Below are 24,995 nucleotides of genomic sequence, written 5' to 3' on the forward strand. Positions count from 1 at the left end.
GGTGCTGGGGCCACCGCCCGGTTGAAGGGGCTGAGGTCGGCCAAAAGAGTTAATTACGTTAGTTTTCGTCGTTGCGGTACATCCGCAGCCCGCGACTGCCCTTGTTCCAGACGCCGTTTTTGATGTGGCTGCGTTTGATGGTCACGTCGGAACTCATCCGGTTGAGTTTGACCGCTTCGTGCCCGGAGAGTGATTGGGCGTCGATGCGTTCGAGCCACGCGCCGTTGCTGTTTACGACGATTGGGACGTGATTGGCCGTCTGTGACCCACGGTAGACGAGTACGTCGTCGCCGTTGAGGACGAGGCCGCGACGGAAGTGGGAGCCCGGCTGGTTGATGTTCACGACGCGGAACTCGCAGTTGTTGCGGTTGCAGCGAATCGCATGACGCCACGACTCCCCGTCTGCATTGCCCGTGATATCCACGTATTCGAGGTGGACCTTTCCGGCGTCGTCGCCGTTGATTTGAATCGCATTCCCACCTTTGGCGATGTCGATGTTGGTGTCGACGATTTCGGTCGGGCCAGCCTTCGACTGGACGACGATACCGTGACAGACGCGGTCGCCGATGGAGATGTCAAGCCCGCGCAGGTAGGCGCTCTCACAGTCGTTCATCACGGTGAGGGCGTGACCGTTCGGTTTTACGAGCCGAATCTTCGTGTTCACGACCATCATGTTCGGCCCCTCGTCGAGGCGGATGCCACGCTGGTTCTGGTTCTGGGGGTTCTGCTTGTCAACGACAACTTCCGCGCCGGTGACAAGACAGTCGTGACCGCCGAGACGGATGCTCGCTGCCTCGCTGTTTGCGTAGCGCCCGCCGTTGACGATGACTCGCCCGTTGGTCACGGCGTAGAGGCCGTTGTCCGGCCAGTCGTCGAGTTCGCAGTCTTTGAACTCGATTTGGCCCTTGTGGTAGCGACTGCAGAGGATGCCCGTCGGCCCACGCCAGAGGTCGCCCGGCGTGTCCTCGTCCCACGCGCCGCCGTCGTTCGCCCGGAATCGCTTGACCATGCCCTTGCCGTTCGGCGACGTGATGGAGAACAGCGCCGGGCCGAACGTGCCCGAGTCGTGGCGGCCGACGATTTCGATGTCGTCTACGAACAGGCCGTCGTCCACCATCGCGTCGATGGCGCGAATGCCCGTGTGCTTGCCCCGGAGGTCGACTTTGAAGCCCTGAAAGTGGAGGTCGACGCCCGGGTTGTAGTAGATGCCGAGGCGGAACAGGCGATACTGTGGCCCGTCGAAGTCGTAGTAGTTCGCCGGGACGAACGTGGCGTCGTCGCCCACCATTCCGAAGTTCCGAAAGCCCGTAAACCGGAACTGCTCGTCCATGAAGTACCGGCCCGGCGGGAACTTGAGCAGCGTGTCGTTGCCCGCGACACGGCGCAGAATCGGCGTGATGGATTCTCCGCCCGTCGGGTCCGCGCCCGCGTCCTCGACCATGTCGATGACTCGACTGTAGCTGTCGTCTAAGTGGTCGTGCGCTTTCGCCGTACCAGAAGAAAGCAGCGTCGTCCCCGCCGCAGTCGCCCCGACTGCGCCCATGAACTGCCGCCGCCCGATGGTGGTGTGCTGTGCCTGCTGGTTTGCGTCGATGTCCTCGTTTTGCATGTGATTTGTGGGGTGCGATTCTCGGGCCCGGTCGGATGCCGTATGAGTGGAGTTGAGACTAAACCCGTAGCTATCGCGAAGCCGCATATTCGTATTTCGATGACAGTAATTCCCGTTTGAATTACTTTCTAATATTAACATTCTAGTAAGGATATAAAATTGTTATGATTTCAGTAGTATACTGACATAGATTAATTCCTGTCTGAAAATCTGAGTAATAAATGCAGTCATTAAGGGGCGATTAATTGAAACATAAAACCTGGAATTTCAGGTTTCTAGCGGCTAGAAACCCAAAATTCTCATTCCACAATTATTCCGATGCATTCCTTCCTACACGTTCTATCATACTTTTCAGAAATCAGAGTGATGGACCGTTTCACACCGCTTAGACAGGTTCTAAACCCCGGAATTCGCGAGTTTCGTATCAATCTACTAGAGTAGTCTCTGAGCGGGGTAAACCGGGTTCATTGCATCGGCGTTCACGTCACTCGGGATGAATGTTTTGGCAATATTTGCGAGGGCTGCGACGCCATATTTGGTCGTGCGCGCAGTCACCTCTGACCACGCGCGGTGCTCACCAGTTACGACAGGTCGGATTGAAGTCGAGGTGAGCCGTGGCAATAGTAGTCCCAACCGGATATCGAACCACGCGAGCTGCTCGCGCCGCTCTCCCGTTTGAACCGGGGTTCAGTTACGATTTACGCGTTGGCTTCCCAGCGCGAAAATACGATAGTCCAAACCGGATATCGAACAACGGTCGCAGATAAGCTGCTCCCTTATTCGAATCCGGCGCTCTTTCAGCGTTACAGCCGAGGCTCAACGTGGAGCCTCGGCAGAATATATAGTCCCAACCGTATATCGAACTGAAGTCGCTCCCTTTGGTCGCTCCAAACTTCGAATCCGGTGGTCAGTCACGAATATAGCCGACGCTCGCAGTTGAGCGTCGGCAAAGTTAGTAGTCCCAACCGGATTCGAACCGGTGTCAACGGCTCCAAAGGCCGCTATGATTGGCCACTACACCATGGGACTGCACTCACTTCGTTCGCTCGTCCCACGTACCTCGCAGTTCCTTCGGAACTGCTCACCACCGCGAGACTCGATTTGCTCGCCTCGCGTGATTCGCAATCCGGTACGGATTGTTCATCACCATGGGATTGCACTGCGTTTGTCCCATTAGCCTTCACGCGTGGCGTGAAGACACCATAGGACTGCTCGATGTGAGACTTCACTTCGTCCTATCTGTTCCCTATACTTGAACGCTTCGAGAATCCGCAGACTAAGACGCGATTCAGTCGCGGTCCTGCATCATGACCGTGACCGGACCGTTGTCGAAATTGAGGAGCACCGACTGTGCGACGTCGCCGAACAGCGCCTTGCCGGAGGGCGAGCGACGCGTCCCGATGAGGAAGATGTGGTCTGCCTCGAAGTCCTCTGCGGCGGCGAGGATGCGCTTCGTGAGCTGGCCCACGACACTCACCGTCTCGTACTCAACGCCGAGATCCTTCAGCTCCTCAAGGCCGAGCTTCGTCGCGAGGCGGAGGGCCTCGTCCTCTGCCTCTTCGAGGGTGTAGGTGGTTTCCCCGGAAGAACCTTGACGGCGGGCCTCGTGGCGCTCGTCGTATTCTTCCTCGGGAAGAATCGAGAGGAGAACGAGTTTCGCGCCGCTGCCTTTGGCGAATTCACCCGCTTCGCGGACCAGTTCTCGGTTGCTGTCGAGGGGTTCGACCACGACCAATCCGGTTTGCATGGCAGGGGCTACACGACGGGATGTGATAAAAGGTTACGACGGGACGCGATTACGATTATTTCGCGGGGCTCGACTGGGAGGACGACTGGGAGAGCTCCAAGTCCTGGACGAGAAGCGAGCAAACGTCGTCCTCGGCGGAGAAGCAGTCAGGACAGCGTGAGTCGCGGTCGATAATCGTGTCGAGGCGGTCTGCCACCGTCTCGTCGATGACGCTTTCCAGTGCCTTCGCCTCGGCATTAAACTCCTCTACGTCCAGCACCTCGATGAGGAAGCGTTCGATGATGCAGTAGGTCTGGAGCGAGTCCCGCGCACGCATGATTCCCTCGTCGGTGAGCGATGCGCCTTTGTACTTCTCGTGGATGAGCAAGTCCCGGGCTTCGAGCTTGCCGATCATTTCGTTTACACTCGCGGGACTCACCTCGAGCATGTCCGCGAGTTTGCCCGTGGCGGCGGGACCGTCTTCCATCTGCTGGACGAGGTAGATTGCTTTCAGGTATTGGTCGGCGGTGTTCATTCGCGCGTCTCCATGAGTTTAGTCACTGCTTCGACACCCTCTGCTTCCTCTTCGCGGATGGACGCAAGGGTTTCGATGAGGCGGTCTCGGTCGATACTGAACGCGGTTTCACTCGCTTCGATGGCGTCGATGAGGTCGTCGTAGAACTTGTACGCCGTCTCCTCGTTACAGAGCTGGTCGTAGAGCAAACCGTCGAAATCCTCTGGCTTGGTGCGCCCGTAGCGTTCCGAGACGAGCATCTCGATTTCCTCGTAGCCGATGACCTCCGCATCGAGTTCGTCGATGAGCGCAGAGAGTCGCTCGCGGTGTTCTGCTGACTCCTCTGCGGCGTGTTCTAAGAGGTGGACGATTTCGTCGTCGAGTTCGTCCGCGCCGAGCGATTCGTAGTGGTGGTGGGCTCTCGCTTCGACGACTTCCTCTAAGACGACCCCAATCTGGAGCAGCCGAGCGAGCTGGTGGTCCGACGAGACGCGCTGGCCAAGGCTCATGGGGCGCACCTCGCATGACGACCAGATACCGTCGCCGTCGTGACCATTCGCATAAAGCTAGTTCGGAGAGACGGGAACTTAAGCCGTTCCCTACTCACCGGGTTAGTTGTGCAGGCGCTCTTCGATGAGCGCTTCGAGGTCGGTGCGGAACTCGTCAACCTCGATTTCGTCGAGTACCGGGACGAAGAATCCTTCGACGAGCATGTTCTTCGCCACCTGCTCTGGAATCGACCGGGAGGTCATGTAGAGGAGGTCCTCTTTGTCGACCTGTCCGACCGACGCCGAGTGGCTGGCCTCGGTGTCGTGGTTGTTGATGATGAGCTTCGGACTCGCATCTGCCTCGCTCTCGTCTGAGAGCATCAGCGTGCTCTCGCGCTGGTAGGAATTGGTGTCCCACGCGTCGCGACCGACGTCCTGGACACCCTCGTAGACCGAGCGGGCGGCGTCGTCGAGAACGCCGCGCGTGACGAGGTCTGCGGTCGTGTGCTCTGCCATGTGCCAGACGCGGGAGGCGATGTCGATGTGCTGGTCGTTGTGACCGAAGAACGCACCGATGATTTTCGTCTCGGAAGTGTCTCCATTGAGGTTCGTCTCGACCGAGGACTTCGTCATGCGAGAGCCGATGTTGCCCTCGATGAAGTTGATGGTCGAGTAGGTGTCCGTGTCCCCGCGCTTGAGCTGGTAGTTGTACGTCTCCTCGTCCAGGTTCTGGAGGGAGCCGTACTGTACGTGGCTGTTCTCACCAGCGACGATTTCGACGATGCCGCTGTAGTAGCGCTCGCCCTCGACTGCCTCACCCGTGGACTGGCGTTCGAGGATGGTCACCGAGGAGTTCTCCTCCGTGACGACGAGCGTGTAGTTGAACAGCGACCGCGAGTTCATCGTGGTGCGAATCTTCACGTCCTCTGCGTCGACGCCCTTCGGGACGTAGACGACGGTGCCCGTGGTGAACAGGGCCGTAGAGAGGGCGGTCAGGTAGTTCTCCTGGGTCGGAACGACGGAGCCGAAGTGCTCTTTGACGAGGTCTTCGTGCTCGTTCAGCGCTTCCGCGAAGGAGAGCACTTCGACGTTGTCGGGACCAACCTGGTCTTTTTCCTCCGCCGCGTTGAGCGGGTCGACGAACGACTCGAAATCCAGGTCTGCGAGGTTGGTCCAGTTGCGCCCCGGCGTCCGGATGACGTGGGGCATGTCTGCGTCCTCGAGGGCCGCGAGTGCGTCGAGACGGGTCTCGAGCATCCACTCGGGCTCGTCGAGTTGCTCGCTGATCTGGCGGACCTGTTCTTCGGTGAAGTTGGCGTGTACTTGCGCACTCATGTTATCCGAGGCTGCCCTCCATTTCGAGTTCGATGAGCCGGTTGAGTTCGACTGCGTACTCGATTGGCAGTTCTTCCGTGATGGGTTCGATGAACCCGGCGACAATCATCTGCTTGGCTTCGTCGTCGTCGAGCCCGCGACTCTGGAGGTAGAAGATGTCCTCGTCGCCGATCTTACCCACGGTTGCCTCGTGAGCGACGTCGACCTGGGACTCCTGAATCTCCATGTACGGCATCGTGTCCGAAGTGGACTCGTTGTCGAACATCAGTGCGTCACATTCGACGCTCGTAGAGGAGCCAGTCGCCCCACGCGAGATGTGGACGAGGCCACGGTAGTTCGTTCGGCCGCCGTCCTTGCTGATGGACTTGGACTCGATGGTGGACTTCGTGTTCGGCGCGTTGTGGTAGACCTTCGCGCCGGTGTCGATGTTCTGGCCCTTGCCGGCGAATGCAATCGTGATGTGGTTGTCACGCGCACCTGGTCCCTTGAGGATAGTCGCTGGGTAGAGCATGGTTGCCTTCGAACCCATCGACCCGGAGACCCATTCCATGGTCCCGTTCTTCTCGACGATGGCGCGCTTCGTGTTGAGGTTGAACGTGTTCTTCGACCAGTTCTGGACGGTCGAGTACTGGACGTGTGCGCCCTCCTTGACGAAGACTTCGACGCCACCGGAGTGGAGGTTGTGGACACCGTACTTCGGTGCCGAACAGCCCTCGATGTAGTGGACTTCGGAGTTCTTCTCCGCGATGATGAGCGTGTGCTCGAACTGGCCCATCCCCTCGGAGTTCATGCGGAAGTACGCTTGGACTGGCATCTCGACCGTCACGTCCTCTGGGACGTAGACGAACGACCCGCCGGACCAGACTGCGCCGTGCAGCGCCGCGAACTTGTTGTCGCTCGGCGGCACGCATTTGGTCATGAAGTACTCTTTGACGATGTCTTCGTGCTCCTGGACCGCCTGGTCCATGTTGCAGAAGATGACGCCCTTTTCCTCCCACTGTTCCTGCATGTTCTGGTAGACAATCTCGGATTCGTACTGCGCACCGACACCGGAGAGTGCCTTGCGCTCTGCTTCTGGAATCCCGAGTTTGTCGAACGTGTCTCGAATCTCTTCTGGCAGTTCGTCCCAGTTATCCACACCGCCGCGTGTCTCCACGTCTGGGCGGATGTATGGGACAATCTCGTTGATGTCGAGCTCCGAGAGGTCCGGCTGACCCGGCCAGTCGGTGGGCATCGGCATCTTCTGGAACTGCTTCAGCGCGCGCAGACGGCGCTCGAGCATCCACTCGGGCTCGTCCTTGTCTTCGCTGATGAGACGGATTGTCTCTTCAGTGAGGCCTTTTTCCGTTTTGAACGCCGACTTCTGCTCCTTTTTGAACTCGAAGCGGGCCTCGGTGTCGGTTTTCTTGAGGTGGTCTTCTTGTGAACTCATTGTTGTTAGTGGGTGTTTGTTCGCCAGTCCCTTTACGCTGTCTCGTAGACTTCTTCGCGAATCCAGTCGTACCCCTTGTCTTCGAGCTCCTCAGCGAGCGACGCGTCGCCGCTCTTTACGACCTTCCCGTCCATCATGATGTGGACGTGGTCTGGTTCGACGTAGTCGAGGATGCGCTGGTAGTGGGTAATCTGAAGGATACCCGTGCCGACCTCGTCGCGAAGCGCGTTGATGCCCTTCGAGACGTCCTGCAGGCGGTCGATGTCGAGCCCGGAGTCGATTTCGTCGAGCACGGCGATGGATGGCTCGAGGATGGCTGCCTGCAGCACTTCGTTTTGCTTCTTCTCACCGCCGGAGAACCCGGCGTTCAGGTAGCGCATCGCGAACTTCTCGTCCATGTCGAGGAGTTCCATCTTTTCTTTGAGAATCTGCTGGAACTCGGCGACACCGACTTCGCCATCGTCTGCTGGGCCTTCCATCGGGGAGGTGGAGTAGCCCGCTTCTTCTTCTTCCTCGTCGTCGTCCTCGCCGAAGATGAGGTCCTCGCGCTCTTCGAGTTTCGCGTTGAGCGCGGTGCGGAGGAAGTTAACCATCGTGACGCCCTCGATCTCGGCGGGATACTGGAAGCCGAGGAAGATGCCGAGTGCGGCACGCTCTGGTGGTTCGAGGTCGAGGAGGTTCCAGGTGCGCTTTGCCTCTGGAATCGCCTCGTCCAAGTCCGCGAACTCGTCTTCTTCGAGGTGGAGGAGGATTTCTCCGGCGGTGACCGTGTAGGCCGGGTGACCGGCAATAATCTTCGCCATCGTCGACTTCCCGGAGCCGTTCGGTCCCATCAGGGCGTGAATCTCGCCGGACTGCACTTCGAGATTGACGCCGCGGAGAATCGTCTCGCCGCCCTCTTCTGCTACTTCTGCGTGTAGGTTTTTGATTTCTAGCCTAGCCATTCTGGAGACACCTAAGTCGTCTTGAGATGGGTACGTCGCGCCCATAATCCTTTCGCAATCCTGCGCAAGACTTTTCGATTTCAGAAAACAGAATTTTGTGTTTGAGAAAAGAAAACGTCCGTCAATGCAAAGTCCAATTCCTGAAAATAGAACGGTTTTCGGTCCAATACAGTCTCTGTGTCTTGGTTTTTGCTAGAGAGACTCAAGCACAGATGAGTGAGCGTCGAAAACCGCCACAAAGCGTCCGAAATCCCTCCAGAAAAATTAACTATCTAACAGTCACATGAAGCTCCCGAGCCCAGTCTGCTCCTGTCCCGATTTGACTTCTTCCCAGGAGATGTCGAGGGCTTCGAGAATGCGCTCGATTGGTCCCTGTAATGTCTTTTCTAACATCTTGTCCCAGTCAACCTGGAACTCTTCTGGAACCTGGTCTGCGTACTCGAAGCAGATGACGTCCGGGTCGCGTTTGAACTCGCCGTAGAGCAGTTCGTCCGCCGTCATTCCGGCAGGGTCGATGCCGGTCTCCGTTTCGATACGTCGGAAGAACGCCGGGTGCACTTTCGCGAGATAGAGGCGCTTTGGCTTGCTCCCGCGCTGGAAGTTCGTCCCGAGCAGCAGGTTCGCGTATTTCGCCCCGCGTACGTGTGCGGTGTCGGTGTCGTAGTTGTCTAACTGCTTCCCGATACCGCCCGGAATCGCCACGTCGTCCAACCCGACGTTCCCTGCTCTGAAGTCCTCAATGACGTCGTGGACGTAGGTTTTCACCTTCTCTAAGTCCTCTCCGTGGACGATCATTTCGATGACCCGGAGCTGGACCTCCTTCGTGATGGGCGCGATGTCGGAGCGCTTGTACTCGAAGCCGGTGATGTCGATGTCGTCTACGTCTTTGCCTTCCTTCCAGATGATGTGGCCCGCGTAGCGCTTCTTCTTCCCCGCCTGGAAGAACCGCCGGTAGAGTTTCTCGAACTCGATTTGGAAGCGGTGGTTCTCTGCGTTCAGTTTCTCGCGCGCGAACTCGTCGTAGGCTTCGTTGATGTGTTCCTCGATGTCGAACGACTGCTCGATGGCCGACTCCTTGTCTACGTCTGGTCCGAGTTCCAGCATGATTGAGTCGGTATTGTGCAACACTAGTCCACCAACGGCATCGACGAAGGTCTCGTTCTTCTCGACGCTCAAGTCGTAGACGTAGCCATCGTGTTCGACTTCAGTAAGAACTGGGTCGCGACCGCTGCGGTAGTAGTCGCACGTTCGAATCGTGTATGTCCCCTTCGAGTCTCGATATTTCATCGAGTGTTTCTGGTTTTGTTGGGTCAAAAGCATGGAGAGCCCTGCAGCAAGCTCTCTACTAGTGGTTTCGTAATCGAAATTCCGTTTCGCATAGTCGTCTGCGTATCGTGGGAATTTTCGAGAGCCGTCACCTTCTACGAGGACTTCCAGGAAGACGTCTTGGAGCTGGTTTTCGAGGTGGAAGACGAATCCAGGGATACGCTTTCCACGAGACGTTTGTCCAGAAAACTCCCTAAAGAATACAGCAGAGAGTTCGTTCATCATCTGAAGCTTCAATGTCGTGTCGTTGTACGACACCGAAGCCGGTTCACCTCCTGTCTCGTACGAAACCGTCCGCTCCGCTTGTGAATCGCTTGCGATGATACTTGCGGTCGCTCCCTCGAAAAGACGGTGGTAGTCGTCTTTGAGTTGGGTAAGCCACTCTTGACGCGATTCCGAGATGCTCGCACCAAATTTCGAAGCAGTCGTCTCTTGTGTCGAGGAACTTCCCTCCGCTAAATAGGCAGCAAGAAGCCGAATCAGTGCGGCCCCGTCCGCACTTTGCAAGTCGATTCGGCGCTTCACTTTCACCGTTGACTGTAATCGACCGTGGTGTTCGTGACCGAACCAGACCCATTCGTCGTCTGCGTGGATATGCTTTATCTTCGTTTTTCCGCGCTCAGAACCAACACTCATGCCGTCGGTGTATTCGCGTTCGTAACCGTTCAGCATCTCGTAGACGTCTATCGAGTCAACAGAGGCAACATCCGGAAACGATGGAATTCGAAGCGGCTCGCGAACGTCTGCAGGCGAGGCCTCGACGAATGTGCCATCGTTTTCGACCATGTAGGAGTGGTCGTGTGTTGTCGTAGACTCACCGAATTTGTGCTGCAGCCGAACCACTTTCTTGTCCGTCTTGTGGCGAATGACTTGCGTAATTGGCTGCCACTCTGCGTCCCCGGTCTCGCTCAGCGAGAGCGCGTTCCATCCGTCAAGCGAGCGGCGTGATTTCCCAACTGTCGAGTGGGCAACTGGACCTCCATCTGCAGTGATAAGAATGTCGGCATCGTCGGCAGATGCCAATTCGAACAATTGCTCGATTGGTATTATCTGGACCGTTCCAGACGGGTCTTGCACAACGATTGGTCGGTCACCAGTAACGCTATCGCCGTACACCACGTTGTAACCCAGGTCGTTCGCGGCCTGCTCGGTGAAGTTGATGACCTCACGGCCAGTCGCGGTCACCGCAGCGCCCATCTCCTTGTCGTACAGGCGGAATCGCTCCCAGCCCAGCACCCCGTATAGGGAGTTCATGATGACCTTCACGGCGGCCTGCTGGCGGTCGAAGCGGTCGTAGTCTGTCGAATCGGGGTCGTTCTGGTTGCGAAGTTCCTTCTTCTGTTCGCGTTCACTCAAGAGTTCGTCCACCATCTCTCGGATGATGCCGTCTGGCTGTTTTCGGAAGTGCGTCCCGTTCGGGGCTTTGAACGTCTCGCCCTCATAATCGGGGCCGACCTTGGAGTCGGGCGAGGCATTGATGGTGACCATGCACATCGGGTACAGCGACTTCAGGTCGAGCACCGTGACGTTCTCGCGGACGCCCGAGATGGGGTCGAACACCGCACCGCCTTCGTAGTCTTCGCTCTCAGCTCGGCCCTTCGAGGGCAGGGCGAAGTTGCCGTGGACCTTGTGCAGGACGTAGAGGTCCACCGCGTCGCCCGGCGTCGGCGCGTCTTCGAGTTTACACCCGACGAACGACGCCACCTCGCGCCAGAACGGGATGATTCCCTGCTTACGGTCGAGTTCGACGCACAACTCCACGTCGCGCAGGTTGTACTCCAGCAGTTTCGACGGGTTCTCCTCCCAGAGGTCGCCAATAGACCCGGCATAGCGCTCCTTTCCGATGCCGAGTTCGACTTCACCCACCGCGTCGAGGCGGTAGGAGTCGAGTTCGGTGAACTGAGTCCGTTTGTAGCCATACAGCAGGTCGAACACGACGCGTCCTTTGATGTTCGGCCCCTGCCAGTCAGAGCGCCAGACCTCGTCTACGCGCGAGAGACGATTGTAGTCGAGGTCGTACGCTGAACCGCGTTCGAGTTCTTCGAGGCGGTCTAAGAGGTACGGCGCGTCGAAGTCCGCGAAGTTCCACCCGGTCAGCACGTCAGGGTCGGTTTCGACCAGATAGTCGAGGAACGCCGCGAGCATCTCGTCTTCTGCCTCGAACCGGCGAATCTCGAACTCGATATCCCCCTCTATCGGGTCGTAGGCAGAGAGGTCGTCCAGTCCCGTCGCACCGTCGGGAGCCTCGTAGAGCCACATGACGTACTCGTCGTCGAACGAGTCGTGGCTGGTCAGGCAAATAATCGGCTCCTCGCCGTCTTCGGGGAAGCCGTTTCGGTCCTCGACTTCGATGTCGAACGTGTTCACGCGCAGGTTCGCATCGACGTCGACCGCCTCGATTTCCGTGTGCGGGACGTGGATGGCGCCGTCGTTGCCGCGGCGTTCTGGCACCCGAATTCCGCTTGTGATGTCCTTGTCGATGAGCAGGCGGTTCGGGAACAGGATGTCCGCCTCGAAGTGGTCGAAGCGGTCACGAATCTGCCCCACGTCGCGCGGCGTGCGCCCGAAGATTTTGGTCAGTTTCTCTCCCCGAATGCTCTCGTAGCCCTCTTCCCACCCCGTGATGACGTCCATGTCGAGTTTGTCGTCAGAGAGCGAGTCGGTCGGCGCGTAGAAGTACGGCCGAAAACCAGAGACGAGGACGTGTTCGAGTTCGTCGTCCGCCGTGCGTCCGAAGACATGGAGGACGGGGGCTTCTGCGTCGCCACTGCCGACGAGCGTGTAATCGACCTGCGAGACGGCCAGTTCGATGGTTCCGGTTGCGTCGGGGAATTTCTTGGCCGCCGAGTCGACGACGTCCGCGTGCGTCGCGCCGTCGCCGGCGACCGCTCGTGCCTCCGCTGCGAGCCGGTCTGTCTCCTCCGCTGGCTCCGTGGCATCGAACTGGTCGAGCCCCATCTGCGTCATTGTAGGAAGAACTCGTCCAGCCGATAAAAACACCCGCGGTCCAGCGTCTACACTTGCAACATCCACAAAAGATTTAATGTGATAACACATATCATACTTCGAGGTGAAATGGCCTAATGTCAAACCACGCAAGTTCGCGTCGGCAGCCAGATAGCGCTGACAGACCAGAGCCAGCCGTCCCGGCAGGAGTCGAGACCACAGAGGTCTACGAGACAGAGGACGGAATTGTGCTCTATGACGCGGAGAACCCGCTTGCGTGGGTACAGGCCACGCACGCTGTTCGACTGAGTGACGTGGCATAAGGGGAGTATCGTGACGTGGCGACACGTCGGAGAATACTTTTTTGCGGACGACGTAGGACGAAGCGTGTTCGACCTAGAGGAAGAGGACTCAGACGCGTGGCCGGACGAGCCAACGGAGTTCGACCCCGAGAAGGACATCGGCCCGAAGATTCCCCAGGTCCAGATGCCAAAGACGGACATGTCGGACGTCCCAGACGACGTGTTCCGTACTTTCTGGTCGCTCGTCCTCACGTTCAATATCGCGTTGTTCGCCCTGAGCCTCGGCGCGATGCTGATGTACTTCCGTGGCCAGTTCCAGACCGGCGGAGCCGTGTTCGCACTCGGGGTCGTCTCACTGGTCTACGGCGTCGCAAAGTACCGCGCCTTCCAGAACCGATAACCGGCCTGCCTCCCTTCCTCTACCCATGCGGACGGTCACCGACGACACCGGACGACACCTCCTGCTCATCGCCGAGTCGAGCGACGCAAGTCGCGTTCGAGACCCGGAGACCGGCGAGGAGTTCTACGTCGAAAACGACCGACTGTCGCACGTCGACGGCGAATCGACCTTCGAAACCGTCGCCAGAAGCGTCGACGAACCCGTCCGAAAACTGCTCTCTGCGGTCCACACTGAGTGGGCGCTCGGCTTGCTCATCCACCTCGACGAGAACGGCCCCGTGTCCGCCCGCGAACTAATGGAAACCGACGACAAGTGCGAGAGCACGCTGTATGGAACCATCAGCGAGTTTCGCGCCGCCGGCCTCGTCGTCGAGGCGGACGTGTTCGGCGAGCGCGGCTATCGAACGACCGAGCGGGCGAGCGCGGCGCTACACCAACTCCGCGGGTAACTCCCGCGCCTCGCGTTCTGCACTCGACCGGTTGCTCGTCGCGTCTTTTTCCACCACGACGAGGTCGTCGGCCGCGCCGACGAGTTCCTCGTCGTGAGAGACGACCACGATTTGCTCCACCCCGAGCGTGCGCATCGAGTCGATGAGTTCGATGAGTTGCGTGACGTGCCCGTCGTCTAAGAACACCGTTGGCTCGTCGAGGATGAGCGGCGGCATCGGGGCAGCCCCGTCGATGCCTTCGGAGAGCAGGCGGTAGATGGCACAGCGCAGGCTCAAGTTGAAGATGGCGCGCTCGCCGCCGGACAACTGGTCGGGAGCCAGTGCCTCGCCGTCCTTCTGGAACACCGTGAGTTCGTAGTCGCCGTCGAGTTCGATGCGCGAATACGAGTCGTTCTGGTAGACGAGGTCGAACACCTCGTTCAACATTCGCTCCAGGGTCTCGACGTTGCGCTGGCGGAGTTCGCTGCGCAAGTCGCCGTACATGTGCTGGAGGTCTTCTGCCTCCTCGTAGAGTGAGTCGAGATGGGAGACGACAGACGCGACGCGGTCACGTCGTTCGCGGAGGTTTTCGAGGTCTTCGATGGCGTTTTCGAGCGCCCCGATGGTTCCCTTGAGCGAATCGCGTTTGTCCGTGAGGTGGTCGAGTTTGTCCTCGTTCTCACTCAGGTAGGTCTCTGCGTGCTCTTTGCGGTTTTTCGCCGCCTCGATAGCCGACTCGTCGAATTCGGATTCGAGTTCCTGCTTTCGCGCGGTCAGGTCGGCGAGGCGCTCGCGGCGCTCCTCGTTCATCTCGGCGAGATGGGACCGTCGGTCGCGCTTCTGGGTCATCTGGACCTCGTTTTCCGTGATGTCAGAGAGAAGCGTTTGCATCTCGGTGAGCCGGGATTTCCGCTCGCGTAGGGCCGTCCGTTGCTGATTCAACGTGGCGATCGCCTGGCGCGCCACCGTCGCTTTTTCGGTCGCTTCACTCGCGGCCTCACGCTTCGATTCGGCTCGTTCTTCGAGCGTATCGGCTTCGTCGCGGAGGGTTGCCACCGTCTCGCGGCGCTCTTCGAGCGTCATCTCGCGCTCTGCGACGAGCTGTGTGACGTTCTCCTTCTGTCGTTCTAAGTCGGCGACTGTCCGCTCTGCGTCGCGGAGCGATTCTGCCGTCTCGATGCGAGCTTCGAGGGCGGATTTCTCCTCCTCGAGTTCCGCGAGTTCGGCGTCCAGCGACGCGAGTTCCTCACGGTCGTCGTCCAGCGAACCGACGTGCGGGGAGTCCTCGACGGGCTGGCCACACTCCGGGCACTTACCTTCGTCGAGCAAGCGTTCTGCGTCCTCGATGCTGGCCTGCAGACTCTCGCGGCGGGCGCGAAGATTCGTCTCCCGGTCCGCCAATTCCTCGCGCTCGGCTTCGAGCGATTCGCGGAGGGTCGCCGCCTCGCCGAATTCAACTGGTGCGTCGTCGAATGCAGCCCGCGTGTCCGCGATTTCGTCGTCGATGTCGCCAACTTTCTCGCGGCGCTCTGTCAGCGTCTCCTCGTCTTCGGCGATGGCTGCCTCCGTTTCGGCGGCCTCCTCGCGCTTCTGTGTCGCCTGTGCGTCGAGTTCCTCAGCCCGCTCTTCGAGCGATTCCGCGTCGCTCGTGTGCGACTGGGCTTCGACGCTCCGCTCCCGGATCTGTTCGTGCAATTCGTCGTCTTCGTCCTCCACCGCAGCGAGTGCCTCCTCGACCGCCTCGGGGGTCGCTTCGTCGAGAGCGCTCGCTTCGACCTGCGATTCGAGGTCGGCGCGAAGTTCCTCGGTGGCTTCCCGGAGATTTCGAAGGCGTTCTTTGAGCGCGTCACGTTCGCTCTCGTCGGTGCGGATACTCTCGCGCACGTCCGAGATTTCCTCGGTCAGGTCGCCGAGTTGTTCGCGTTTCTCTTCGTACGCGTCGAGCGTCTCCTGGGCGTCGTCTCTCGTGTCTCGGGCCTTCTCCAGATTCCCCTCTAAACGCGAGAGCTTTTCCTCACAGTCTGCGAGTTGCGTCTCCGCCTCGTTGAGTTGATCGTGGAGGTTCTGCGCTTCTTTCTCCGCAATCTGGTCGTCGAGCTGGGTGAGACTCCCGTGTTGGTCGTCGAGCACGCTCCGCACGCCGAGGCGGGCGTCGCTCGCCCGTTCGCGATACTCCTCTAACTTCCCGAGCTGGAGGAGGTCGTCGATCATCGACTGGCGCTCGCGGGGGGTCGCGTTGATGAGTTTGTTCACCTCGCCCTGCCGGACGTACGCGCAGTTCACGAACGCCTCGTCGTCCATCCGAAGCAGGGACCGAATCTGTGTCTCCACGTCGGTCACGCCGTCGATGGTCCCCTCCGGCGTTTCGAGGATGCACGACACGGTTTGTGCTCGGTCGCCGCGCACCTTGATGCGGCGCTCGATACGGTACTCCGCGCCCGCGTGGGCGAACCAGAGTTCGACCGACGCCTCCTCCGCACCGATGGTCACGAACTCGTCTAAACTGCGGTCGAACCCGCCGGGGCCGTAGAGGGCGAAAAAGCACGCTTCGAGCAGCGTGGACTTGCCGCTCCCGTTTACCCCGTGGATGACCGTCACCCCGTGGTCGAGAGACAGGTTGGCGTCGTCGTAGCACTTGAAGTTCTCCAGGCGAATCTGCTCGAATTTCATAGGTACTCCTCCATCGACCGCTGGGTCTGCCCACCGCTTGACGACTCACTTGTGGCGTCCGCCGATTCGTCGGCGGGTTCGGCAGCGTCTTCAGCTGCGTCCTCCTTCTCTCCGTCTTCAGCTTCGTCAGCCGTTGTGGCTTCGTCTCTCACTGGCTCTCCCTCGGGGTCGGTTTCCGAGGCTATCTCTGTTGCTGTGTCGTCGTCCGTACCAGCCACCGCATCTGCGGATTCCGTGTCGGCTTCGTCTGCCGCATCGGCCGTTTCGGGTGCGGATTCAGGTGACTCCGTGGTCGCTTTCTGCGTTGTGGATTCAACGGTTTTCTCGGTGTCAGTCTCTGTGTCCGCTGCCTCCGTCTCGGCGTGCTCCGGGCGAGGTGCGGCGGTGAACACCGAGATGTCGTCTCCGTCGAGCAGTTCCCGGACGCGCGTTTCGACTTCGTCGCGGACGTTCGAGTCTGCGACTTTGCTGGCGCGAACCACCTCGTCGATTTCGATGGCGGCTCCGCTCAAGCCGAGTTCACGAACCCGTTCGCGGACGGCCTCGTCTGGGTCGGCAAAGGAGACGCTCACCTCGGTCTCAGGCGTTTCGTATTCGCGTTTGTCGGTGACGCGGGCGACGAGTGCCCCCCGTTCGGTGGCGAACTCCTCGACCGCTGCCTGCGAAAACGGTTCGCCGTCGCCCGTGATGGTGACGAGCGCGACGGCGTCGTCGAGGTCGTACTCGCGGACGCGCGCTCGCATCTCATCGAGTCCCTCACCGTCACCGAGCTCAATGTCGATGAAGTGGAACTGGCGGGTGGGTAGTCCCCGGCGGGTGATGTCCACACCGTTTTCGAACGTGACGATGTTGTAGCCGCGTTCGTCGCGCTCGCTCGCGCTCGCGCGCTCGGTGGACCCACAGTAGGTGACCCACGTTTCACCGACCTGTTTTTTCGCGGGCTTGTGGTTGTCGCCGAGCAACATCGCGTCGAACTCGATGGAGGCCGTTTCGAGGAGCCCTTCCGTGTCCCAGTCGCCGAAGTCGAACGGCGTGAACAGGCCGTGGGTGACGAGCGCGGCGTGGTCGGCGTCGTGCGGTGCGAACTCGTAGTCTAACTGGTCGCGCCGGGAGGGCGGCACGAAGTCCAATCCGTAAAAAGCGGTGTTGCCGAGGACGTAGGGGTCGCTCCCGAGGCGCGTGGCGAGGCCGAGATTCTCGTAGAGGTCGAGCCACTGGCCGTTGCGCTTGCCCTCGTGGTTGCCGACGATTGCGAGAAACGGAATGTCGGCGTCGTCGAGCGTGCGAAGGACAGAGAGCGTCCCGAGAAGGTCCTGAAGGTCCGGTCTGCGGTCGTGAAAGAGGTCACCAGCGTGGATGACCGCGTCGACGTCCGCCGCCACGGCGTCGTCTACGACCTGTCGAAAGGCAGCGAGGAAATCCTCTCGGCGTTCGGCAGTGTGGTACTGCTGATAGCCGATGTGGGTGTCCCCCGTATGAATCGCCCGAGTCATGTCCAGATTATTTTGCGTCTCGACGTAAAGGGATTCCGCGACCGGAGCGAAAGTGATTGGCGACGCGACGAAAGTCACGAACGGTTTCGATTGCGCGTCGGCCCGCTCCCGCGAGGTCGTCGTCGCCAGTGGCCGCACACCGTTCGACCGCGGCTTGGAACTGGTTGAGCGGAACCGCGGCGAAGAACTCGGCGGCGGCCTCCACGTCGTCGACGGCCGCGACGCCGCGGCGCACTAGGGCGTCGTCGGGTTCCGAAATTATGTCGTCAGGTTCCGGAGGTATGTCGTCCAGTTTCGAGCGGGCGGCGTCCGATTCCGAAGCTGTGGCGTCGGCTGTAGGGGAGGCACCAACAGTCGGGGCGAACGCGAGGCGGCGAAGCGCACGTTTCACCGCGTCGGGGTCGGGAACGTCGTCTGACACGCCCCGCGATTGTCCCGGCTTCGTATATGAAGTTATTCGAGGTCGAGGGTGTAGAGGCGCTTTCTCGCGTCGGTGAAGGAGAATCGCGACGAAACCGCACCCGCGTCTTCGAGTCGGTTGAGCGCGTACCGGACGGTGCGCGGGGGCAACAGCGTCTCTTCGACAAGTTGTCCCTGCGTGAGCGTCTCGTTGTAGTCAAGCATCTTGGCAACGAGCTTTGCACTTGGTGGTAAGTCACGGACTGCGGCCCATCTGTCGTCCTCGGCGTCGGTTACGACTGGCTCCTGAGTACTCATTATCACAGTTCTACGAATACTCCGTATTAATATTTCCGGATGTAAAATATTACTAATAATCATACTGGCTCGGATGCCGGACTTTCAGGCTCGCCGTCATATGTGTCATTATTTGAGAGGGTTTACCCGAAGCCTCTTATGAACTAGCGACCTATGCCGGTGTAATGACTGATACTGTTGACGACGTGGACTTACCCTACGACGAGGACGCGTCACAGCAGGAGAAAATCGAAGCTTTGCGCCAGCGCTTGCAGATCGTCGAATCGCAGAACGAGGAGATGCGCGACAAGCTTCTCGACGCGAACGCAGAGAACAACAAGTACCAGCAGAAGTTAGAGCGACTGACTCACGAGAACAAGAAACTGAAACAGTCCCCGCTGTTCATCGCGACGATTCAGGAAATCACTGAGAAGGGCGTCGTCATCAAACAGCACGGAAACAATCAGGAGGCGCTCACCGAGGTCACGGACGAGATGCTCGAACAGATCGAACCGGGCGCTCGCGTCGCGGTCAACAACTCCCTTTCTATCGTAAAGACCCTCGACGACGAGACTGACGTCCGCGCCCGCGTGATGCAAGTCGAGCACAAACCAGACGTCACCTACGAGGACATTGGTGGTCTGGACGAGCAACTGAACGAAGTGCGCGAAACCGTCGAGATGCCACTCGAGAACCCAGAAATGTTCGAGAAGGTCGGCATCGAGCCGCCGTCCGGCGTCCTGCTCTACGGCCCGCCGGGGACCGGCAAGACGCTGCTCGCGAAGGCCGTCGCGAACCAGACCAACGCGACGTTCATCAAGATGGCCGGGTCCGAACTCGTCCACAAGTTCATCGGCGAGGGCGCGAAACTCGTCCGCGACCTGTTCCAGGTCGCCCGCGACCACGAACCCGCCGTCATCTTCATCGACGAAATCGACGCCATCGCGAGCAAGCGCACCGACTCGAAGACCTCCGGCGACGCTGAGGTTCAGCGGACCATGATGCAGTTGCTCTCTGAGATGGACGGCTTCGAAGAGCGCGGTGAGATTCGCATCATCGCGGCGACTAACCGCTTCGACATGCTGGATCGAGCAATTCTGCGCCCGGGCCGGTTCGACCGCCTCATCGAAGTACCAAAGCCCGGACAGGAAGGTCGCGAGAAGATCTTCGAGATTCACACGCGCAAGATGAACGTAGACGACGACGTTGACTTCTCGAAACTCGCAGAGGAGACGGGTGAAGCCTCCGGTGCCGACATCCGTGCCATCTGTACGGAAGCCGGGATGTTCGCCATCCGCGACGGCCGCACCAACGTCACGATGAAGGACTTCGACAGCGCGTGGGCGAAGATTCAGGCCGAAGAAGAGGACGACGACGTCTCGAAGACCTTCGCCTGAGCGACACGGGATTGCTGTTTTCAAAAAGTTTCGACGCGACCCCTACGGAGTCGCCACACCCCACCTCGTTAGAGGATGAGGGTGATGAGCGCGAGGACGATGAAGATGATCACGAACCATCGCGCGACGTTCATCGTCACCCCAGCGACACCACGGGCGCCCACCAGCGCCGCGATGATGGCGAGGACGAAGAATACGACTGCCCACTGCAGGAATTGGCCAGAGAACGCCTGGAGCGGCATGAGCTGTGCAACCGATAGGACTGCTTGCGTTAGTTCCATGTAACGATAATTGGGTGTTGAGCAATTCGTTATGCAGTGGGCATCGACGGACGTACTCGAATAAGATAGCGTTATTCTGAAGCCTTCAGTCGAGTGAGCAGGTCCGCATACACGAACACAGGTCACTGTCAGTGGCAAGAGTGCGTGACTTTCGGTGTGCTTAAGCTATCTCCCACTCCCTGTACGCTCATTCGTACTGAGCGATGTCTCCCGCAGAACTCCTTGGCGCGGTGATGGTGCTGGTCGCGAGCGGTGTGCTCGGTATCCTCGCCCACGAGTTCGCCCACGCGCTGGCGCTTCGGGCGTTCGGCATCGCGTTCAGAATCGACTGGCTCCCCGACGGCCGCGAAGAAGGGTTGTTAGGAATGATTTTCCTCGGAAAACTCGCCGCCGTCACGCCCACCAGGTTCCCGCACGCCGACGCCGCGCTCCGATTGCGCATCTCCTCGATGATGCCACTGGCACTCCTCGTGCCGCTCGCGACGATTCCACTCGGCGTCGTTCCGGGGTCGCTGGTCGCTGACTCGCTTTTCGCCAAAGTGGCGCTCATCGGCTGGTGTGCATGTGCGCTGCCGAGTCCGCAGGATTTCTCTGTGCTGTGGTACGCACCGCGTGTCGTGGCGAAGAAGCGGGCTGCACGGAAGAAGTAGCCGGTCGATTACGCGCCGAGGGCGAGGAAGGCGAGATACGGCAGTCCGAACAGGACCACCGTCATCACGACGAGCAGGATGCCGTAGCTGAGAAACGTGCCGAGTGCGGCCGTAAACGAGGCGTGGTCGAACTGCGCGGGAAGGTTCATACGCGAGACGTTGCCCGGTCCCCTCTTGAGTCTTTTGCCGTCAGGTGCGGAGGATGTCGCCAATGCGACGAGCCGGACCGTTCAGGTCGGGATTCTTCTCGATGATTTTGAGCACCTCGTGGTCGGTGATGTCCGGGTAGGATTTTCCGATGGCCTCCTCGACGAAGTCACGTTCGAGGCGGAACTCAGACCCTTCGTACACGACGTCTATCCCATCTTTGTCGAACGAGAGAACCGTCATGCGGAGATGTTGCTCGCTCGCCCGTAAAAACCAACCGACCGCGTCAGCCACCCGTCAGACATTCGCGGAGGATTAATACGAACCGAGAGACGACATCACTACGTGCCACTGCGTTCGGACCCCCTCGATAAACTCAGCATCCCAGACGGGACGACCGTTGAGGAACACGACCTCGTGACCGACGGCGACGTGCTCGTCGGCGCGCGCAGCACGGTCGAATTTGGGGTTCGCGGACGCAACGTCATCGCCGGTGAGGGCGTCACCTTCGGCGGCGACATCGAAGCGGAGGGCGACTGTCGCATCGACATGTGGTCCGACATCGCCGGAAACGTCCTCGTCGGCCAGGACGCCTATCTCGGCGAGCGCGTCCACATCGAGGGCCAACTCATGGTCTCCGGCGACCTCGACATCGGCGACGACGTGAACATCGAAAACGGCTTCGAGGCAAACGGCTGGATCGTCATTCGCAATCCAGTCCCGACCATCGTCTTTCTCTTCATCTACCTCTCGCAACTACTCCGGCTCGGTGAAGAGGAAGCCGCAGAGGAGGTGCTCACCGAACTCGCAGACGGCGGCGAGCCAGAGGACGAACCAGTCGTCATCCCGCGCAACTCTCACGTCAGCGACGACGCCTGGCGAGTCTCGACGCCAGCGACCATCGGGGACGGCTGTCGGCTCCACGGGAACATTCGCGCGGATTCCATCGAAGTGGGCGACGACAACAACATCTTCGGGAGTCTGCGGGCGCGCGGAGACATCACCATCGGCGAGGGAACGCGCATCCACGGCGACGTGACCACGCGGAAGGGAACTGTCTCCGTGACCGAGGGAACGCGCGTCCTCGGCGACGTAGCCTGCGACGACCTGTTGCTCCACGAGGGCGCGGCGGTAGACGGGTCGATTCGGGCGCGCGGCGAGATTACACAGGTTCGCGAGAAACAAGACCGCGACCTCGAATAGACCGAAAGGCAATTTTGGGTAACCACGGTATGTGAGCACATGCTCTCTATCGCGCTCGCCGGGAAGCCAAACGCCGGCAAGTCTACCTTCTACAAAGCCGCGACCCTCGCCGAGGTTGACGTGGGCAACTACCCCTTCACGACCATCGACCCGAACCATGGCGTGAGTTACGTCCGAACGGAGTGTCCGTGTCTCACCCGCGAGGAACGCTGTAACAACGAGAACTGCCACGACGGCAAGCGGTACGTCCCCGTCGAACTGCTCGACGTAGCGGGCCTCGTCCCGGGGGCACACGAAGGCCGGGGCCTCGGCAACCAGTTCTTGGACGCACTCACGAACGCCGACGTGATTCTGAACGTCGTGGACGCCTCCGGCGGGACGAACGCAGAGGGCGAACCCGTCGAAATCGGCGACCACGACCCCGTCGAGGACGTGACTTTCATTCAGGAGGAGATGGACCTCTGGCTCGCGGGCATCCTCAACCGGAACTGGGAGACGGTCACGCGCCAGTCGCGCTCGCCCGGATTCGACATGGACGACGCCCTGACCGAGATGCTCACGGGTGTCGGCGCGACAGAACACGACGTGACGACCATCCTGCGGAACATGGAGTACTCAGAGAACCCACAGAAGTGGACCGACGCGGACCGTGAACGGCTGGCCCGTGACCTCCGTGCTCGCACAAAGCCCATCGTCGTCGTCGGGAACAAAGCCGACATCGCGCCCCCCGAGAACATCGAACGCCTCCGCGAGGCAGCAGACCTGTTCGTTCCGGCCACAGCAGACGGCGAACTCGCGCTCCGACAGGGAGCCAAGGCCGGACTCGTCGCGTACGACCCCGGCGACCCGGACTTCGAAATCGTCGGCGACCTCTCGGGACCACAGGAGAAGGGCCTGGAGAAAATTCGCGAGGTGATGGCCGAGTACGGGGGAACAGGCGTCCAGCAGGCGCTCAATCTGGCCGTGTACGACCTGCTCGACCACATCACCGCCTATCCCGTCCAGAACGAGGGCAAGTGGACCGACGGCCAGGAGAACGTCCTCCCCGACGCCTTCCTTCTGCCTCGCGGTTCGACGCCCCACGACCTCGCGTACGCGGTCCACTCGGACATCGGCGACGCCTACCTGCACGCCGTGGACGCGAAGTCCAATCGCCGCATCGCAGAGAGCCACGAACTCGACGAGGGCGACGTCATCAAAATCGTCTCCGCGGCCAAATGAGCGAAACCGCGTGGCTGCCCATCGACGAGGTCAGGCCGAGCCAACTCTACCTGTCGAGTGAGAAACTGACCGCCGTCATGGGATGGTTCGACTTCGACGGGCCGACGTACGGGCCGCTTCCCGTGTTCGAACACGAAGGCGAGACGTACCTCGCGGACGGCCACACTCGCGCCTTCGTCGCCCACCTCGCCGGGTGTATGAAGGTGCCCGTCTCCTACGACCCAACCCTCCGGTCGAGCGACGACTTTCCAGTGTACCTCGAATGCATCGACTGGTGCGAACAGGAAGGAGTCGAAACGATTGCAGACCTCACGGGCCGCGTCCTCTCGCCCGAAGCCTACGACGTGGAGTGGATAGACCGCTGTCACCAGGTGGCAGAACGACTCGACTGACGAATCAGGCGACCCGTCTGAGAATCTCGTCTGCGAGGACGACCTCGGTTCCTGCAAGCCCAACCGAACAAAACACGGTGAGGTCATCCTCTCGCGCCCGCCCAGCGTGGTCGCCCCCGACGACGGTGGAGAGTTCGACCAGCTCGGCCCGACGGTCGCCCTCGATGAAGAACGGCTGTTTGTACTCCGCGTAGCCCTTCACCTGCGCCAGCGAATCAGTGACCACCGTATTGGCCCGCTTGACCGTCTCCATCGGGAGTTCGTGTGCGCCGACGTACTTTGGCCCGAGCGTGGTGACGTGCGCGCCGGGCGCGAGCCACCGGTGTTCGAACACCGGATTCCGACTCGTCGTCGCGCAGATGACGATGTCTGCCTCCTCGACGGCGGCTTTCGCACTCGCTGCGGCGACGACAGTCCCGCCCAGTTCGTCGTCGAGGTCCCGGACGGCCGCGTCGCGGTGGTCGGCTTTCGGGGAGTAAACTCGTATCTCATCGAGATTCCGCACGCTCGCGGCCGCCCGCGTCTGCATCCGTGCGTGTGACCCGGACCCGATGACGGCCATCGTTCGCACGTCCGGTTTCGCGAGATACTCGACGGCCACGCCGCCGATGCCGCCCGTGCGCAGGAGGCCAACCTGGTCGCCGAGCGCGATGCCCTTGAACGCGCCCGTTTCGCTGTCGAAGACGGCGACGAGTTGCGTGTGGTCTGGCGAATCGTCCTTGAACGTCTCGTAGACGCGGAAGCCGAGGGCCTGCACCTCGCCAGTCGCGGCCCCGGCGGTGAACACGAGCGACCCCTTCTCCACATCGACGCTGAACCGGGGCGGGGAGACGAGATTTCCGAAGGCGTGTTCGCGGATGGCGAGTTCCATCGTAGCGACGACGTCCGGCACATCGATGGCCGCGAGCACGTCGTCGTCAGAGAGGACGGGGAATGTCATTCTGCGACCTCCGGCAACTCGACGGTTTCCACGTCCCATCCATCTTCGGGAATCGTTGCCTCGATTTGCAGTTCGACGAGGGCACCCGGGAGAGCAAGGTTTGACATCCCAACCATCGTACTCGCCGGAAAGTGGGGGAGTGAGAAGAACTCGTGTCGAACTTCGTGAATGGCAGTTCTGGAGGCTGGTGTCAACGCATCATCACGGACGTAAAATGTTGTGTGCGTAATGTCATCCAGCGTTGCGTCGAGAATATCGTCAAAGACCATTTGAACGAACCCCAACAGCGTTCGAACCTGTTCTGGAGCAGTATCGTCTTCGGGCCACGCCAACCCGGAGAGAGTGACCTCTCGGTATGTTTCGTGGTGGGTGACGACCCCGAGCGACGAGGCTGTCGTGTCGATAATTTCTGAGTCCATATCACTCTCCTCTGGAGCGATGACTGTCTTTTTCATA

Annotated in this window: 25 protein-coding genes and 1 tRNA gene; 8 read left to right on the forward strand and 18 right to left on the reverse strand. The window is 60.1% G+C overall.

Going from position 1 to position 24,995, the window contains the following annotated elements:
* Window positions 1-58 precede the first annotated feature (58 nt).
* From P1M51_RS09785 to P1M51_RS09825, 9 genes are all read right to left on the reverse strand, one after another.
* A complete protein-coding gene (locus P1M51_RS09785; protein WP_276248019.1) occupies window positions 59-1,609 on the reverse strand; it encodes a hypothetical protein in 1,551 nt (516 codons plus the stop codon).
* A gap of 956 nt (window positions 1,610-2,565) precedes the next feature.
* Window positions 2,566-2,638 (reverse strand) — tRNA-Gln (locus tag P1M51_RS09790).
* Between the two features lie 259 nt (window positions 2,639-2,897).
* The gene (locus P1M51_RS09795) at window positions 2,898-3,356 is read right to left on the reverse strand and encodes a universal stress protein (RefSeq protein ID WP_276248020.1); all 459 of its coding nucleotides are present in this window, start codon (window positions 3,354-3,356) and stop codon (window positions 2,898-2,900) included.
* A 55-nt stretch (window positions 3,357-3,411) separates the two neighbouring features.
* Complete coding sequence (locus P1M51_RS09800) at window positions 3,412-3,870, reverse strand: metal-dependent transcriptional regulator (RefSeq protein WP_276248021.1); 459 nt, start codon at window positions 3,868-3,870, stop codon at window positions 3,412-3,414.
* Entirely contained in the window at window positions 3,867-4,358 is a 492-nt protein-coding gene (locus P1M51_RS09805) for a ferritin-like domain-containing protein (protein WP_276248022.1), read from the reverse strand. The genes P1M51_RS09800 and P1M51_RS09805 overlap by 4 nt, the downstream gene beginning before the upstream one ends.
* Before the next feature lie 102 nt (window positions 4,359-4,460).
* Window positions 4,461-5,672 (reverse strand): Fe-S cluster assembly protein SufD, encoded by a 1,212-nt coding sequence (gene sufD / locus P1M51_RS09810; protein ID WP_276248023.1) that lies wholly within the window; start codon window positions 5,670-5,672, stop codon window positions 4,461-4,463.
* A 1-nt stretch (window position 5,673) separates the two neighbouring features.
* Entirely contained in the window at window positions 5,674-7,104 is a 1,431-nt protein-coding gene (gene sufB / locus P1M51_RS09815; RefSeq protein ID WP_276248024.1) for a Fe-S cluster assembly protein SufB, read from the reverse strand.
* A gap of 32 nt (window positions 7,105-7,136) precedes the next feature.
* On the reverse strand, window positions 7,137-8,048 hold the full coding sequence (locus tag P1M51_RS09820; protein WP_276248025.1) for an ABC transporter ATP-binding protein: 912 nt from the start codon (window positions 8,046-8,048) through the stop codon (window positions 7,137-7,139).
* 279 nt (window positions 8,049-8,327) lie between these two features.
* On the reverse strand, window positions 8,328-12,332 hold the full coding sequence (locus tag P1M51_RS09825) for a DNA polymerase domain-containing protein (RefSeq protein ID WP_276248428.1): 4,005 nt from the start codon (window positions 12,330-12,332) through the stop codon (window positions 8,328-8,330).
* 125 nt (window positions 12,333-12,457) lie between these two features.
* On the opposite strand from P1M51_RS09825, the gene P1M51_RS09830 reads away from it, so the two are divergent.
* From P1M51_RS09830 to P1M51_RS09840, 3 genes are read left to right on the forward strand one after another with little or no spacing between them, the layout of a single operon-like run.
* On the forward strand, window positions 12,458-12,643 hold the full coding sequence (locus P1M51_RS09830; protein ID WP_276248026.1) for a hypothetical protein: 186 nt from the start codon (window positions 12,458-12,460) through the stop codon (window positions 12,641-12,643).
* 10 nt (window positions 12,644-12,653) lie between these two features.
* Window positions 12,654-13,022, forward strand: a complete 369-nt coding sequence (locus P1M51_RS09835; RefSeq protein WP_276274433.1) for a hypothetical protein — start codon at window positions 12,654-12,656, stop codon at window positions 13,020-13,022.
* 25 nt (window positions 13,023-13,047) lie between these two features.
* A complete protein-coding gene (locus P1M51_RS09840) occupies window positions 13,048-13,470 on the forward strand; it encodes a hypothetical protein (protein WP_276248028.1) in 423 nt (140 codons plus the stop codon).
* On the opposite strand, the gene rad50 is transcribed toward P1M51_RS09840, so the two are convergent.
* From rad50 to P1M51_RS09860, 4 genes are read right to left on the reverse strand one after another with little or no spacing between them, the layout of a single operon-like run.
* The gene (rad50, locus tag P1M51_RS09845; protein WP_276248029.1) at window positions 13,450-16,119 is read right to left on the reverse strand and encodes a DNA double-strand break repair ATPase Rad50; all 2,670 of its coding nucleotides are present in this window, start codon (window positions 16,117-16,119) and stop codon (window positions 13,450-13,452) included. The two genes, P1M51_RS09840 and rad50, sit on opposite strands and share 21 nt — an antisense overlap.
* Window positions 16,116-17,612, reverse strand: a complete 1,497-nt coding sequence (mre11, locus tag P1M51_RS09850; RefSeq protein WP_276274434.1) for a DNA double-strand break repair protein Mre11 — start codon at window positions 17,610-17,612, stop codon at window positions 16,116-16,118. The genes rad50 and mre11 overlap by 4 nt, the downstream gene beginning before the upstream one ends.
* A gap of 7 nt (window positions 17,613-17,619) precedes the next feature.
* Entirely contained in the window at window positions 17,620-18,033 is a 414-nt protein-coding gene (locus P1M51_RS09855) for a hypothetical protein (RefSeq protein WP_276248031.1), read from the reverse strand.
* Between the two features lie 32 nt (window positions 18,034-18,065).
* Window positions 18,066-18,329: a helix-turn-helix domain-containing protein gene (locus P1M51_RS09860; RefSeq protein WP_276248032.1), complete on the reverse strand. Its 264-nt coding sequence runs from the start codon at window positions 18,327-18,329 to the stop codon at window positions 18,066-18,068.
* A gap of 164 nt (window positions 18,330-18,493) precedes the next feature.
* Between P1M51_RS09860 and P1M51_RS09865 the strand changes: the two genes are divergently transcribed.
* Window positions 18,494-19,705 (forward strand): proteasome-activating nucleotidase, encoded by a 1,212-nt coding sequence (locus P1M51_RS09865; protein WP_276274435.1) that lies wholly within the window; start codon window positions 18,494-18,496, stop codon window positions 19,703-19,705.
* 68 nt (window positions 19,706-19,773) lie between these two features.
* Here the strand turns inward: P1M51_RS09865 and P1M51_RS09870 are convergent, their stop codons facing one another.
* Window positions 19,774-19,986, reverse strand: coding sequence for a DUF1328 domain-containing protein (locus P1M51_RS09870; RefSeq protein ID WP_276248034.1), 213 nt, complete (start codon window positions 19,984-19,986; stop codon window positions 19,774-19,776).
* Window positions 19,987-20,189: 203 nt separating this feature from the next.
* Between P1M51_RS09870 and P1M51_RS09875 the strand changes: the two genes are divergently transcribed.
* Complete coding sequence (locus tag P1M51_RS09875) at window positions 20,190-20,636, forward strand: hypothetical protein (protein WP_276248035.1); 447 nt, start codon at window positions 20,190-20,192, stop codon at window positions 20,634-20,636.
* An 8-nt stretch (window positions 20,637-20,644) separates the two neighbouring features.
* On the opposite strand, the gene P1M51_RS09880 is transcribed toward P1M51_RS09875, so the two are convergent.
* Together P1M51_RS09880 and P1M51_RS09885 are read right to left on the reverse strand one after the other, a co-directional pair.
* Window positions 20,645-20,785, reverse strand: coding sequence for a hypothetical protein (locus P1M51_RS09880; RefSeq protein ID WP_276248036.1), 141 nt, complete (start codon window positions 20,783-20,785; stop codon window positions 20,645-20,647).
* Between the two features lie 40 nt (window positions 20,786-20,825).
* Window positions 20,826-21,026, reverse strand: a complete 201-nt coding sequence (locus P1M51_RS09885; RefSeq protein ID WP_276248037.1) for a DUF5800 family protein — start codon at window positions 21,024-21,026, stop codon at window positions 20,826-20,828.
* 102 nt (window positions 21,027-21,128) lie between these two features.
* On the opposite strand from P1M51_RS09885, the gene P1M51_RS09890 reads away from it, so the two are divergent.
* Genes P1M51_RS09890 through P1M51_RS09900 form a run of 3 tightly spaced genes read left to right on the forward strand, consistent with a single transcriptional unit; the run spans window position 21,129 to window position 23,599 of the window.
* A complete protein-coding gene (locus P1M51_RS09890; protein WP_369685096.1) occupies window positions 21,129-21,986 on the forward strand; it encodes a polymer-forming cytoskeletal protein in 858 nt (285 codons plus the stop codon).
* A 39-nt stretch (window positions 21,987-22,025) separates the two neighbouring features.
* Window positions 22,026-23,207: a redox-regulated ATPase YchF gene (locus tag P1M51_RS09895; RefSeq protein WP_276248038.1), complete on the forward strand. Its 1,182-nt coding sequence runs from the start codon at window positions 22,026-22,028 to the stop codon at window positions 23,205-23,207.
* Window positions 23,204-23,599 (forward strand): hypothetical protein, encoded by a 396-nt coding sequence (locus P1M51_RS09900; protein WP_276248039.1) that lies wholly within the window; start codon window positions 23,204-23,206, stop codon window positions 23,597-23,599. Before P1M51_RS09895 ends, P1M51_RS09900 begins: the two co-directional genes overlap by 4 nt.
* Before the next feature lie 4 nt (window positions 23,600-23,603).
* On the opposite strand, the gene P1M51_RS09905 is transcribed toward P1M51_RS09900, so the two are convergent.
* Both P1M51_RS09905 and P1M51_RS09910 read right to left on the reverse strand, forming a co-directional pair.
* Complete coding sequence (locus P1M51_RS09905; RefSeq protein ID WP_276248040.1) at window positions 23,604-24,539, reverse strand: ornithine cyclodeaminase family protein; 936 nt, start codon at window positions 24,537-24,539, stop codon at window positions 23,604-23,606.
* Window positions 24,536-24,994, reverse strand: coding sequence for a RidA family protein (locus tag P1M51_RS09910; protein WP_276248041.1), 459 nt, complete (start codon window positions 24,992-24,994; stop codon window positions 24,536-24,538). The genes P1M51_RS09905 and P1M51_RS09910 overlap by 4 nt, the downstream gene beginning before the upstream one ends.
* Window position 24,995: the final 1 nt, after the last annotated feature.

Source organism: Haladaptatus sp. QDMS2 (assembly GCF_029338295.1).
In the GTDB taxonomy this organism is placed as follows: domain Archaea; phylum Halobacteriota; class Halobacteria; order Halobacteriales; family Halococcaceae; genus QDMS2.

What these genes read in the sequence shown, in the direction of transcription:
- P1M51_RS09785 (WP_276248019.1), bottom strand. Translation starts at nt 1,609, where the DNA reads ATGCAAAACGAGGACATCGACGCAAACCAGCAGGCACAGCACACCACC.
- P1M51_RS09795 (WP_276248020.1), bottom strand. Translation starts at nt 3,356, where the DNA reads ATGCAAACCGGATTGGTCGTGGTCGAACCCCTCGACAGCAACCGAGAA.
- P1M51_RS09800 (WP_276248021.1), bottom strand. Translation starts at nt 3,870, where the DNA reads ATGAACACCGCCGACCAATACCTGAAAGCAATCTACCTCGTCCAGCAG.
- P1M51_RS09805 (WP_276248022.1), bottom strand. Translation starts at nt 4,358, where the DNA reads ATGAGCCTTGGCCAGCGCGTCTCGTCGGACCACCAGCTCGCTCGGCTG.
- sufD (WP_276248023.1), bottom strand. Translation starts at nt 5,672, where the DNA reads ATGAGTGCGCAAGTACACGCCAACTTCACCGAAGAACAGGTCCGCCAG.
- sufB (WP_276248024.1), bottom strand. Translation starts at nt 7,104, where the DNA reads ATGAGTTCACAAGAAGACCACCTCAAGAAAACCGACACCGAGGCCCGC.
- P1M51_RS09820 (WP_276248025.1), bottom strand. Translation starts at nt 8,048, where the DNA reads ATGGCTAGGCTAGAAATCAAAAACCTACACGCAGAAGTAGCAGAAGAG.
- P1M51_RS09825 (WP_276248428.1), bottom strand. Translation starts at nt 12,332, where the DNA reads ATGGGGCTCGACCAGTTCGATGCCACGGAGCCAGCGGAGGAGACAGAC.
- P1M51_RS09830 (WP_276248026.1), top strand. Translation starts at nt 12,458, where the DNA reads ATGTCAAACCACGCAAGTTCGCGTCGGCAGCCAGATAGCGCTGACAGA.
- P1M51_RS09840 (WP_276248028.1), top strand. Translation starts at nt 13,048, where the DNA reads ATGCGGACGGTCACCGACGACACCGGACGACACCTCCTGCTCATCGCC.
- rad50 (WP_276248029.1), bottom strand. Translation starts at nt 16,119, where the DNA reads ATGAAATTCGAGCAGATTCGCCTGGAGAACTTCAAGTGCTACGACGAC.
- mre11 (WP_276274434.1), bottom strand. Translation starts at nt 17,612, where the DNA reads ATGACTCGGGCGATTCATACGGGGGACACCCACATCGGCTATCAGCAG.
- P1M51_RS09860 (WP_276248032.1), bottom strand. Translation starts at nt 18,329, where the DNA reads ATGAGTACTCAGGAGCCAGTCGTAACCGACGCCGAGGACGACAGATGG.
- P1M51_RS09865 (WP_276274435.1), top strand. Translation starts at nt 18,494, where the DNA reads ATGACTGATACTGTTGACGACGTGGACTTACCCTACGACGAGGACGCG.
- P1M51_RS09870 (WP_276248034.1), bottom strand. Translation starts at nt 19,986, where the DNA reads ATGGAACTAACGCAAGCAGTCCTATCGGTTGCACAGCTCATGCCGCTC.
- P1M51_RS09875 (WP_276248035.1), top strand. Translation starts at nt 20,190, where the DNA reads ATGTCTCCCGCAGAACTCCTTGGCGCGGTGATGGTGCTGGTCGCGAGC.
- P1M51_RS09880 (WP_276248036.1), bottom strand. Translation starts at nt 20,785, where the DNA reads ATGAACCTTCCCGCGCAGTTCGACCACGCCTCGTTTACGGCCGCACTC.
- P1M51_RS09885 (WP_276248037.1), bottom strand. Translation starts at nt 21,026, where the DNA reads ATGACGGTTCTCTCGTTCGACAAAGATGGGATAGACGTCGTGTACGAA.
- P1M51_RS09895 (WP_276248038.1), top strand. Translation starts at nt 22,026, where the DNA reads ATGCTCTCTATCGCGCTCGCCGGGAAGCCAAACGCCGGCAAGTCTACC.
- P1M51_RS09900 (WP_276248039.1), top strand. Translation starts at nt 23,204, where the DNA reads ATGAGCGAAACCGCGTGGCTGCCCATCGACGAGGTCAGGCCGAGCCAA.
- P1M51_RS09905 (WP_276248040.1), bottom strand. Translation starts at nt 24,539, where the DNA reads ATGACATTCCCCGTCCTCTCTGACGACGACGTGCTCGCGGCCATCGAT.
- P1M51_RS09910 (WP_276248041.1), bottom strand. Translation starts at nt 24,994, where the DNA reads ATGAAAAAGACAGTCATCGCTCCAGAGGAGAGTGATATGGACTCAGAA.